At 60.7% G+C, this 11,401-nt stretch carries 9 protein-coding genes; 6 read left to right on the top strand and 3 right to left on the bottom strand.

The genetic code is table 11. The features are described from left to right. Positions 1–16 precede the first annotated feature (16 nt). The 3 genes from BSG20_RS12425 to BSG20_RS12415 form a co-directional block, all read right to left on the bottom strand. Positions 17–928, bottom strand: coding sequence for an SMP-30/gluconolactonase/LRE family protein (locus BSG20_RS12425; RefSeq protein ID WP_072375587.1), 912 nt, complete (start codon positions 926–928; stop codon positions 17–19). 100 nt (positions 929–1,028) lie between these two features. Continuing rightward, complete coding sequence (locus tag BSG20_RS12420) at positions 1,029–1,850, bottom strand: SDR family oxidoreductase (RefSeq protein ID WP_072375683.1); 822 nt, start codon at positions 1,848–1,850, stop codon at positions 1,029–1,031. A gap of 85 nt (positions 1,851–1,935) precedes the next feature. Continuing rightward, the gene (locus BSG20_RS12415) at positions 1,936–3,123 is read right to left on the bottom strand and encodes a phytanoyl-CoA dioxygenase family protein (RefSeq protein WP_072375584.1); all 1,188 of its coding nucleotides are present in this window, start codon (positions 3,121–3,123) and stop codon (positions 1,936–1,938) included. 95 nt (positions 3,124–3,218) lie between these two features. Here BSG20_RS12415 and BSG20_RS12410 point away from each other — a divergent pair, with 95 nt between their 5' ends. The 6 genes from BSG20_RS12410 to BSG20_RS12385 all read left to right on the top strand — a co-directional run bounded on the left by BSG20_RS12410 (position 3,219) and on the right by BSG20_RS12385 (position 11,372). Beyond that, positions 3,219–4,238 carry a LacI family DNA-binding transcriptional regulator gene (locus BSG20_RS12410; RefSeq protein ID WP_072375581.1) on the top strand — a complete coding sequence of 340 codons (1,020 nt, stop codon included), beginning with the start codon at positions 3,219–3,221 and terminating at the stop codon, positions 4,236–4,238. 62 nt (positions 4,239–4,300) lie between these two features. Beyond that, positions 4,301–5,518 carry an adenylate/guanylate cyclase domain-containing protein gene (locus BSG20_RS12405; protein WP_072375578.1) on the top strand — a complete coding sequence of 406 codons (1,218 nt, stop codon included), beginning with the start codon at positions 4,301–4,303 and terminating at the stop codon, positions 5,516–5,518. A gap of 129 nt (positions 5,519–5,647) precedes the next feature. Then, on the top strand, positions 5,648–6,079 hold the full coding sequence (locus BSG20_RS12400; protein WP_072375575.1) for an OsmC family protein: 432 nt from the start codon (positions 5,648–5,650) through the stop codon (positions 6,077–6,079). A gap of 323 nt (positions 6,080–6,402) precedes the next feature. After that, entirely contained in the window at positions 6,403–7,011 is a 609-nt protein-coding gene (locus BSG20_RS12395; RefSeq protein WP_072375681.1) for a TetR/AcrR family transcriptional regulator, read from the top strand. A 52-nt stretch (positions 7,012–7,063) separates the two neighbouring features. Next, complete coding sequence (locus BSG20_RS12390) at positions 7,064–8,200, top strand: efflux RND transporter periplasmic adaptor subunit (protein WP_072375572.1); 1,137 nt, start codon at positions 7,064–7,066, stop codon at positions 8,198–8,200. Positions 8,201–8,225: 25 nt separating this feature from the next. Further along, positions 8,226–11,372 (top strand): efflux RND transporter permease subunit, encoded by a 3,147-nt coding sequence (locus BSG20_RS12385; protein ID WP_072375569.1) that lies wholly within the window; start codon positions 8,226–8,228, stop codon positions 11,370–11,372. Positions 11,373–11,401: the final 29 nt, after the last annotated feature.

Below are 11,401 nucleotides of genomic sequence, written 5' to 3'. Positions count from 1 at the left end.
GCGCGCGACACTGAGCCTATGGATATTGTGCGCCGTTGGTCGTGGTGTAGATCGAATACAGCGATTGGGTGGCCGTGATGAACAGCCGGTTCTTTTTCACGCCGCCAAAGGCGATGTTCGATACCGTTTGCGGTACCTTGATCTTGCCGAGCAGCGTGCCGTCGGGCGCGAAGCAGTGAACGCCGTCGGCAGCACTCGTCCAGAGATTGCCGCTGACATCGAAACGGAAACCATCCGGCACGCCGCTGTCGATCGAGCAGAAATACCGGCTGTTCGTCAGCTTTTTGCCGTCGACGACGTCGAAAACGCGGATGTGACGCGGGACTTCATGATTGGAAGAGCCGGAATCGGCGATGTAGAGCTGCTTTTCATCGGGCGAGAAAGCAAGGCCATTGGGCTGGATGAAATCGGTGACGACCGCTTCGATCTCCCCGGTGGGGGCATCAATGCGGTAGACATTACGCGTTTCCTGCTCCGGTTCCGCCTTGTGACCTTCGTAGTCGGACATGATGCCGTAGCTCGGATCGGTGAACCAGATCGAGCCGTCCGATTTGACGACGACATCGTTTGGCGAGTTCAGACGCTTGCCGTTATAGCTTTCGGCCAGCACAGTGATGCGGCCGTCGAACTCGGTGCGGGTGACGCGCCGTCCGCCGTGCTCGCAGGAAATCAATCGGCCCTGGCGGTCGCGGGTGTTACCGTTGACGTAGTTGGATGGCGAGCGGAAAACCGAGACGTTGCCATCGGGCGCCCAACGCATCATCCGCTCATTGGGGATATCGCTCCAGATCAGGCAATTCAGGTCTGAGAACCAGACGGGACCTTCGGACCAACGGCAGCCGGTATAGAGTTCCTCCAGCCGGGCGCTGCCGGCGATCAAGCCGCGGAAACGGTCGTCACGGATGTCATAGAGCGCATCTTCTGACACGGGTCAGCTCCTCCCAAAGCGATGTGACGCTCTTCGTAAACGTAAACGGCAATGTGTTCCAGAGCCCGGCGCCTGCAAAAGCGCCGGGCTCTGCATTTTTTCAAAGGGCCGTGTCCGGGTGCGGCGAGCCGTCATAGGCTCCCCAGATCGACTGGTCGAAGCAGATCATGGATCCGGTCATGAGGCCGGATTCCGCTGAGGAGAGATATGCGCATGCGCGGGCTACTTCCTCGGGATCCACGAGGCGGCCGAAAGGCTGGCCGGCCGCCGCCTTTTCCAGCCAGTCGGCGGGTGCGCCATGAAATTCGCGCTGAATGCGATCCTCCCCCTCGGACGCCATCCAGCCGATGTTGAGACCGTTGACACGGATGCGATTGCGCAGCAGAGCGTATGCCGTGTTCTTCGTCAACGTTTCCAAGGCACCCTTCGAGGCGCAATAGGCGCTAATGAAGGGTTGCCCTGCCTTGGCCGACATGGAGCCAATATTGACGATCGTGCCTTCGATCTTCTCACGACGCATCACCTTCACCGTTTCCTGCATCAGGAAGAAGGGGGCGCGCACGTTGACGGCGAACATGGCGTCAAAGAGTTCTGGACTGGTATCCAGGATGGTTCCACGGTCGGTGATGGGGGCCGCATTCACGAGCGCATCGACGCGGCCGAAGGTCTGGTCGCAGACATGAACGACGTTTCTTGCATCATCGACCTGCCCGAGATCCGCTTGGACATAGACGACCTTGATGCCGGTGGCGGCAGCGATCTCGTCGGCCTTCGCCTTGCCCTTCTGCTCGTTGCGGCCACAAATGACGAGGCCCTTGACGCCGCGCTCGGCAAACAGGCGGGCGATTGATGCCCCGAGCCCCTGCGTACCGCCGGTCACGATTGCGATCTTGCCGTCGAGGCGGCTATGGTCTGTTGTCATGCTTTCCTCCAATGAATGATGGGCCATATGCCAAAAGCTCCCGACGCGAGAGGCCCCGGGAGCAAAATTCGCCAATGCTTCTGCGTCAGCTTCGTCGCCGCTCGCGCTGTTGCGCCAGTGCCGACGTGAACCGCGCATCGTCCCAATCTTCCTGCAGCGCCTCATGCATCAGCTGCGCTTGCGTCTTCGGGGCAAGGCCACCGATGGGTGGGTCGCGGTCGAGGTTGGTCGGGAAGGAATAACCCTCGGCGCAGGCGGCGACGGCGTTACCGATCTCGCCTTCGGACAGATTGCCCTTCATCTTCTTCAATGCCGGGAATAGCCTGGCGCTCATGCGCTCGCGATTGACCGTCTCCATGGCGCGGCCAAATGCGGAGGAGACCTGCAGCAGATTGGCCACGCGCTTGATGTTGGTCGAGCGGTTGGTACCGGCTGCGTGGAAGAGGGCCGGATTGAAGAACACCACGTCGCCCTTTTCGAGCGACAACTGGACATGATGCGTTTCGAAATAGTCTTTGAATTCCTGGCGCTTGAGGGCGAGGTAACCCGGCTCGTAGGTCTGGCTATGCGGCAGGAAGAGCGTGGGGCCACTTTCAAGCGGCATGTCGCAGTGGGCGACCGCGCCCTGCAGTGTCAGCACTGGCGAGAGCCTGTGCACATGCGCCGGGAACTGCTCGATCACCTTGGAAGACTGGAAGCCCAGATGGTAGTCGCGATGAGCGGACTGTGCGGCGCCGCCCGGATTAACCCGGTTGACCTGTGCGGTCATCTGATAGCTCGGGCCGAGCCAGGCTTCGCTCGCGATCGCGACGATGGCGTTTGCATAGTATTCGGCAAAGTTTTCGGGATCGGCGAGGCAGTGCTTTTCCAGCGAGTTCCAGATGCGGTCATTGGCGCCCGGCTTGGCAAAGTGGTCGCTGCCGCCGGTAGCCGTTCGATGTTGCTCCTCGATGATCTCGTCGAATATTGCGCTGGCGCGGTCGATGACGCTTGTATCCCTGTAGGCGCGCTTGAAGACGACGACGCCGGGGCCATCACCGAAGGCTTCGCATATCTCGGCGAGGACCGCTCTGCGGCCTTCGGGGCTGGCGATCGCTGCTAAGACCTTGCCGCTGTCGTAAATCAGAATGTTCTTTTTCACGGCCTCTGCCGTCGGATAGTCGGCGAGAGCCGTTGTCTTCTCGGCAAGCTTGCGGAAATCGCCGAGATCGCAGGCGTCTTCGGTCAGCCAGGTGCGATCGGCGCGCAGTTTTTGTCGGTTGTCGGATTTCATCAGGTACTCCTCCCTTTCCGATGAGCGTACTATACGCCGCCGACCGGTGTGTTATAGATCAGGAATCCATCAAAAAACCATCAAAGACGGATAACGTGGCACATCGGTTTCTCGTCAAGGATATCGCCTTTCAGGCCGGCTTGAGCACGGCGACTGTGGATCGCGTCCTCAACGATAGGAACGGGGTTCGGCACCAGACGATTTCAAGGGTTCAGGCAGCGATCGCCGAGCTGGAGAAGCAGCAGATCGGCGGAGAAGTGAGCGGACGAAAACTCGCAATCGATGTCGTCATGGAAACGCCGGACCGGTTCAGCACCGCGGTTCGCGACGCCTTCGAAGCGGAGGTTGCGACGTTCCTGCCGACTGTGTTTCGGTGCCGTTTCCATTTCGCCGAGGTCATGAAGCAGGCCGAGCTGGTGCAACTGATTGACCGGATCCGGCTGCGCGGCACGAACGGCATCGTGTTGAAGGCACCTGATGTTCCAGAGGTGGTCGCGGCCGTGGCGCGCGCAACCGAAGCGGGGCTTCCCGTGGTTACGTTCGTGACGGACTTGCCCAATTCGTCACGCAGCGCTTACGCAGGTGCGGACAACCGCGCGGCCGGCGAGACGGCGGCCTATCTCATCGGTGCGCATTTCAGCGGAGCGCCGGGGCGCGTCCTCGTGACACTTTCCAGCGGTCGCTTTCGCGGCGAGGAAGAGCGGGAGATCGGCTTTCGCCGCGTGCTGCGTGAACGCTATCCGCTGATCGGCGTGAGCGAGATCAGTGAAGGGCACGGCACGGACGCGGCGACGGGAACGTTGGCCGTGCAGGCGATTGCGGCCGATCCGGCAATCAACGCGGTCTACTCGATCGGAGGCGGAAACCGGGCGGTGCTTGCTGCCTTCGAAGCGGCGCAACGGCCGGTCCGAATCTTCGTGGCGCATGACCTTGACGCAGACAATCGCGCGCTGCTTGCCGCCCGCAAGATCAGCTTCGTGCTGCATCACGATCTGCGCACCGACGCCCGTTCGGCCTTCCGCGCCGTGATGGGTCGCTCCGGAGGCGGAAGTGCGCCTTCGGCATTGTCGTCGGTGGAAATTGTCACACCTTACAACATGCCTGCGACGGGCTGAGCTTTGTCTTTCCCTTGCCGGCAAAATCGCGATACAGCTTTCGCACCAGCGAGGGAAACGGCATGGAATACAGCGATATAGGGATAATTGCGGCCTGGCTGACGGAGCAGGGGCTGAAAGGCGCCTCCGAGGCAGAGCTGCTGACCGGCTTCTGCAACGCGTGTTGCGAGCGCGGTCTTCCGCTTGATCGCGGCATGGCGCTGATGGATACGCTGCATCCCGTCCACGAGGGCCGGGCGTTTCGCTGGGATAGCCGGGAGGAGATCGAGACCGAATTCGAATACGGACCCTCGAGCGAAGGAGCGGCGCTGGACAGCTGGCAGCGCTCCGCCTTCTACTATCTTTGGGCCGGAGAAGAGAACGAGGTCAGACGGCGCATCGGCTTTGGCGATCCGACCGATTTCGTCATGCTCGACACAATGCGCGAGCAGGGCCATACCGATTTTGTTGCGATGGTCCACCGGTTCGCCAAGGCTGGCACGATAGGCGAGATGGATTGCTTCTTCTCTCACTTCGCGACGCGCCATCCCGAAGGGTTCTCGGATCAGGATCTCATTATCCTGCGAAAGCTGGTGCCGGTACTGGCACTTGCGATCAAGTGCATTGCGCTAGCGCGTATCGCGAGGACGATTGCAGAGGTTTATCTTGGCGATGATGCCGCGCGGCAGGTACTGGAAGGCAAAATCACGCGTGGGAAGTCGGAGCGGATCTCGGCGGCTCTCTGGTTCTCGGATCTTCTGAATTACACCAAGATATCCGACAGCGCGCCGCCGGAAGAAATCCTGCCGATGCTGAACGCCTACAGTGATGTCGTCATTTCGGCAATCCACGAGGCCGGCGGCGACGTATTGAAGCTGATCGGCGACGGCGTCCTGGCAATCTTCAAGGGGGACGAGCCGGCAGATGCCTGCTGCGCGTCGTTGCGGGCCGAGCGATTGCTGCGGCAGAAGCTGAAGACGTTGAACGACGAACGCGCGCTCGAGGGGCGCCCAACGACGGAGGTCTATATCGGCCTGCACATCGGCGATGTCTTCTACGGCAATATCGGCAGCCGCGAGCGGCTGGACTTTACCGTCATCGGGCCTGCTGTGAACGAGGTTAGCCGGATCGCCTCGATGTGCCGATCGGTCGATCTCAACGTACTGATGTCGTCGGAGTTTGCGGCGACGATCCCGGAAGGCGAGCGCGGCGCGCTGGCCTGCATCGGTCGTTATGCACTCCGCGGTGTCAAGCGCGCGCAAGAGCTCTACACGCTCGACACGGCGCGCATCGAGATCTGATCGCCTTTTGCCTATCGCTGCCCGGAAGAAATTTCACGGCGTTGTCGCCTTCTGCCGATAGAGGATTATATCGCGTTAAGGAAGCGGATTGCTTCTTTCAGCTTCCTCTAATCCAAATAGGAGAACGGCATGCAGATCAATCGTACAGGTTCAGCGCAGTGGTCCGGCGGACTGAAGGACGGCAAGGGACAGATTTCCACCCAAAGCGGCGCGCTCAAGCACTATCCCTACGGTTTTTCGAGCCGCTTCGAAGGTATTCCCGGCACCAATCCGGAGGAACTGATCGGAGCGGCCCATGCCGGCTGCTTCACGATGGCCTTGTCGCTCATTCTGGAGGAAGCGGGCCTCAAGGCGATCGATATGGAGACGACGGCAAAGGTGACGCTCGAGAGCGTGGAAGGCGGCTTCGCGATCACCGCGATTCATCTGACGCTGACCGGCACGGTTCCCAATACGGACGAAAGGACGTTCGTCGAACTCGCCAACAAGGCCAAGGCAGGGTGCCCGGTCTCCAAGGCGCTCTCAGCGGTGCCGATCTCGCTGGACGTCAAGCTCGCCTGAGCCCGAAGGATAAGGCCGAGTGCTGCGCATAGGCGTCGGCACTTTGCCGTCTGCCTGGTTTCTCAAGTCCCGCTTTATCTCAAAGCAATTGCGCCGCGGGGGTAGGGCGGCGGGGCGGTTATCGCGTGCCCTGCCGCATCGAGCATTCCAATGCACAATCTGGCAACCCAAACGCCATCGCCGGAGTTAGGCGGTGGCGGGATCGCATTGGCGTCTGATCGTTCCGCTCCTCAACGCACGAAAACCTTGACATATTACGATTGATATTTTACGACTGACGAAATTCAAAAATCGTCAGTCGTAAGCAAGGTGCGTGAAAATTGATCAACGATGCTGCGGAGAACACGATTGACCTAGCACGTCAGGAGAATGTGTCGCGCATTCTCGACGCTGCTGAGCGGCTTTTCCGTCATTACGGATATTCAAAGACGACGGTTGCCGATATCGCCCGCGATCTCGGCATGTCGCCGGCCAACGTCTACCGTTTCTTTGCCTCGAAGGTGGAGATCCACCAGGCGATTTGCGGCCGCATGCTCGCCTTGAGCTATCAGATGGCCTACGACGCCTGCCACTTGCCGATTAGCGCTTCCGATCGGCTGCGCCGCTTCGTGCAGGGCCAATACCAGATGACGGTCGAGACCATGCTCGACCAGGAGAAGGTGCATGAGATGGTCGTCGTCGCCATCGAGCGCGACTGGCACGTCATCGAGAGGCACGTCGACAGCATTCATGAATTGCTGGCTGACGTGATCCGTGAAGGGATCGCAGCTGGCGAGTTTGCCGAGCAGGACGCGGATGTTGCCTCCCGCTGTTTCGGGGCTGCAACCATCAGCCTGTGCCATCCGCAGATGGTGGCGCAATGTCTCGCCAAGACCAACCGCGCCACCGTCGATGAACTGGTCGAATTCACGATCAGGGCACTGAAAAAATAATGCGCGGCAGGGGCCGCAGATCAACCGATAACCGATTTCAGGAGTGCGAAAGATGATTTCGCTGAAGACAGTCCAGTTGCCGTCCTTTGTCAGTCTTGCGCTCCTTGGCGCCGTTGCACTCGCCGTATCTGGCTGCAGCGAGGAGAAGAAGGCCGAGAGTGAAGAGATCATCCGGCCGGTGAAGGTGGTGGAAATTGCCGCGGCTGGCGATACGCGTGCGCTGGATTATTCCGGGGCGGTGAAGGCCCGCGTCGAGATGAACCTTGGCTTCCGCGTCGCAGGCAAGATCATCGACCGTCGCGTCAACATCGGCGATCGCGTCAAGCCTGGCGATCTGCTCGCTGAAATCGATCCGACCGATTACGAATTGGCGGTCAGGACCGCCGAGGCAAATCTTGCCGCTGCCGAAAAGGGTGTGGCGACCGCCGACCTTGCCAACAAGCGCGCCCAACAGCTTTATGACAAGAGCGTCACGGCAAAGTCACAAATGGAGCAGGCCGCGCTCAGCTACGATCAAGCGGTTTCGACACGGGATGCCGCAGCGTCGTCACTCGATCAGGCCAAGAACCAAGTCACCTATACGGAGCTCAAGGCTGACCGTAATGGTATCGTAACATCGATCAGCGCCGACACTGGCGCTGTTGTCGCGGCAGGCACGCCTGTCGTCACCGTCGCGCTCGACGGCGAAAAGGAAGTGCAGATCGCCGTGCCGGAAAACGACATTGCGCAGTTCAAGCCCGGCAAGACGGTCAAGGCCAGCTTCTGGTCAGACAACAAGCTGGTGCTCGACGGCAAGGTGCGTGAGGTTTCCGGCAGTGCCGATGCGCAGTCGCGGACTTTCTCGCTTCGCGTCAGCCTTCCGACCGACGATCGCGTGCTGCTCGGCATGACGGCGACGATCGAGGCCGCCATTGGCAATGCCGAGACCAACGTTGCCATTCCGCTGAGTGCACTTGCAGAGAGGGACGGCAAAAAGATTGTCTGGGTCGTCGATCGCAATGCGTCAACCGTCCATGCCCGTGAAATCAAGGTCGCGGACTTCACCGGCGGCGGTGTCCATGTCGCCGACGGTCTGAAAACTGGCGATCTCGTCGTCTCAGCCGGCACGCAGTTCATGACCGAAAACCTCAAGATCAAGCTGCCGGAACAGCAGTCGGCGCAAGCCGAAACCGGCGACGTCATTCGCTAGAGCCCGGCCCGGAGAGGATACGATCATGGATAACTCCACCGCCGAGAAGCGTCCCTTCAACCTGTCGCGCTGGGCCATCGGCCACCCGAGCATTGCGCGCTTCCTGTTTGGGCTGATCCTCATCACCGGTGTCCTCGGCTTGATGCGCATGGGTCAGAAGGAAGATCCGGATTTCACTTTCCGCGTTATGGTCGTGCAGGCCATATGGCCGGGCGCCTCCATCCAGGAAATGGAAGACCAGGTCGTCAACAAGATCGAGCGCAAGCTGCAGGAAACGCCGCATATCGACTGGGTTAAATCCTATACGCGGGCGGGTAGCGCCATCATCACCCTGCAGGTCAAAGGCGATACCAACAGTGCGCAGGTGGCCGATGCCTTCTACCAAGTGCGCAAGAAGGTCGGCGACATCTCCAATGAGCTGCCGGAAGGGCTGCTCGGGCCCTATTTCAACGACGAGTTCGGCGATACTTACATCACGCTGCATTCGATCAGCGGCGATGGATACAGCTATCCCGAGTTGAAGACGTTCGCCATCCAGGCGCGCGACATGCTGTTGACGACGCCCGGCGTCGAGAAGGCGGTGATCATCGGCGACCAACCTGAGAAGATCTACATCGACGTTTCCTCGAAGGCGCTGGCTGAACGCGGCCTGACCGTGCTCGACCTGCAGAATGCAATCAAGGGGCAGAACAGCGTCGATCCGGCTGGATCGGTCGATACCGGCACGCGTTCGGTGCGCATCTCCGTCGAAGGGGATGTCACGAAGGCGCAGGACATCCGTGAGCTGCGGCTAAAGGCCGGCAATCAGGTGACGCGCCTCGGCGATATCGCCACCGTCTATTCCGGCCTCGAAGATCCCTATCAGCGCAAGTATCGCTTCAATGGTCACGACAGCGTCCAGGTCGGCGTCGTCATGGCCAAGGGCTTCAAGGTGACCGATGTCGGCAAGGATGTCGAAGCGACCTACCAGCGCTTCGAGGAATCGCTGCCCTACGGCGTGGCCGTCGACCAGATTTCCAACCAGCCCGACGTCGTCACCGATGCCATCAGCGAGTTCATGCATGCGCTCGGCGAAGCGCTGATCATCGTGCTCATTGTGTCCTTCCTGTCTATTGGCTGGCGCTCAGGTCTCGTTATCGCGATCGCTATCCCGCTCGTGCTGGCCGCGACCTTCGCCATCATGTACGAGCTCGGCATCGACCTGCAGCGCATCTCGCTCGGCGCCCTGATTATCGCGCTCGGCCTGCTCGTGGATGACGCCATGATCGTCGTCGAGTTGATGGAGCGAAAACTCGAGGAAGGTCTTGTGAAGATCGAGGCGGCGAGCTTTGCCTATTCCTCGACCGCCTTCCCGATGCTGACCGGCACGCTGATCACCACCGCTGGTTTTATTCCCGTCGGCTTTGCTGCATCGACAGCCGGCGAATATGTTCGCACGCTCTTCTATGTCGTCGGCATCGCGCTTGTCGTCTCATGGTTCGTCGCGGTCTATTTCACGCCCTGGCTCGGCTACATGATCCTGAAACAGCGCCATCATGCGGGCGAGCATCACGATGCCTTCGATACGCGCTTCTACCACCGCCTCAGAGCGACGGTCAGCTGGGCCGTGCGTCATCGCATCATCGTTATCGCGATGACACTCGTGACCTTCGTCACCAGCCTGTGGGCATTCCAGTTCATCCCGCAGAACTTCTTCCCGCAATCGTCGCGCCCGGAAATCCTCGTCGACCTCTGGCTGCCCGAAGGCACCAGCATCAAGGAAGTCGAGACGCAGGCAAAGGCGCTCGAAGCCAAGATCATGGACGACAAGGACAAGAAATTCGTCGCCACCTATATCGGCGAGGGCGCCCCGCGTTTCTTCTTGCCGCTCGATCAGCAGCTTCGCAATCCGAACTTCGCGCAGCTTCTGGTCATGGCAAACGACGAGCCGGCGCGCGAGCGGCTGATTGTGAAGCTGCGGACCATCCTGGCGCAAGACTTCCCTGATATCCGCGGCAAGGTGGATCGTCTGTTCCTCGGCCCGCCGACGGGTTGGCCGGTGCAGATGCGCATCATGGGGCCGGATCGCCAGGAAGTGCGCAAGATCGCGGACGCGGTGAAGACAAAGTTCCAGGCCAATCCGCTGCTTGGCGCGATCCACGACGATTGGCTGGAGCCGGTACCGGCAATGAAGCTGGTGATCGATCAGGATCGTGCCCGCGCTCTCGGCGTCACCTCGCAGCGCGTTCGCCAGATGCTGCAGACGGCCGTGTCCGGTGCACCGCTCGACGATTTCCGCGATGGCGAGGAGACGGTGTCGATCGTCGCCCGGGAGCCGGAAGCGAACCGCGCCCTGCTGTCTGCCGTCAACTCGGTTTATGTACCAACGGATTTCGGCAGCTTTGTCCCAGTGTCGCAGGTTGCCAAGGTCGTGCCGGTCTTGGAGCAGGGGATCGAGTGGCGGCGTGACCGTCTGCCAACGATCACCGTGCGCGCAACGCTGCCCGATGGCGTGCAGTCCAATGACGTCGTCATGAAGATGTATGCCGACATGCAGTCCCTGCGCGACGGTCTTCCGGCCGGCTACAACATCGAGATCCAGGGCGGTGCAGAGGACTCCGCCGAAAGCCAGGCGTCGATCGCGGCCAAGGCTCCGATCATGCTCGTGGTCATCGTGCTCTTGCTGATGGCGCAGTTGCAGCACTTCGGCAAGGCCATGCTCGTGCTGGCGACCGGCCCGCTTGGGATCATCGGTGCGGCTGCGGCCTTGCTGATATCAGGCGCACCCTTCGGCTTCGTCGCCATCCTCGGAGTGATCGCACTGCTCGGCATCATCATCCGCAACTCGATCATCCTCGTCGACCAGATCGACCAGGACATCAAGGCGGGGATGCATCGGCAGGAAGCTATCGTCGGTGCAGCAGTGCGGCGCTTCCGCCCGATCATGCTGACGGCGCTGACGGCTGTCCTGGCGCTGATCCCGATCTCGCGTGGTGTCTTCTGGGGGCCGCTGGCTTACGCCATGATGGGCGGCATTCTGGTCGCGACGGTGCTGACGATCCTGGTGCTGCCAGCTGCGTACGCGCTGTTCTTCGGCAAGGAGCCGAAGGCGGCTGGCGCCGAAAGCGATCGGTCGAACGCCAATGACGACGCGGTGGATGATCGCCATCCCCCGGCTGTCGCTGCCGAGTGACGTCAAAAGGCGCGGTGAAGGCCGCGCCT

The sequence above is a fragment of the Rhizobium tibeticum genome, assembly GCF_900110205.1.
In the GTDB taxonomy this organism is placed as follows: domain Bacteria; phylum Pseudomonadota; class Alphaproteobacteria; order Rhizobiales; family Rhizobiaceae; genus Rhizobium; species Rhizobium tibeticum.
This window is presented reverse-complemented; position numbering and strand designations above follow the sequence as displayed.

Coding starts and splice junctions, on each gene's coding strand:
- BSG20_RS12420 (WP_072375683.1), bottom strand. CDS start 1,850: ATGACAACAGACCATAGCCGCCTCGACGGCAAGATCGCAATCGTGACC.
- BSG20_RS12415 (WP_072375584.1), bottom strand. CDS start 3,123: ATGAAATCCGACAACCGACAAAAACTGCGCGCCGATCGCACCTGGCTG.
- BSG20_RS12405 (WP_072375578.1), top strand. CDS start 4,301: ATGGAATACAGCGATATAGGGATAATTGCGGCCTGGCTGACGGAGCAG.
- BSG20_RS12400 (WP_072375575.1), top strand. CDS start 5,648: ATGCAGATCAATCGTACAGGTTCAGCGCAGTGGTCCGGCGGACTGAAG.
- BSG20_RS12390 (WP_072375572.1), top strand. CDS start 7,064: ATGATTTCGCTGAAGACAGTCCAGTTGCCGTCCTTTGTCAGTCTTGCG.
- BSG20_RS12385 (WP_072375569.1), top strand. CDS start 8,226: ATGGATAACTCCACCGCCGAGAAGCGTCCCTTCAACCTGTCGCGCTGG.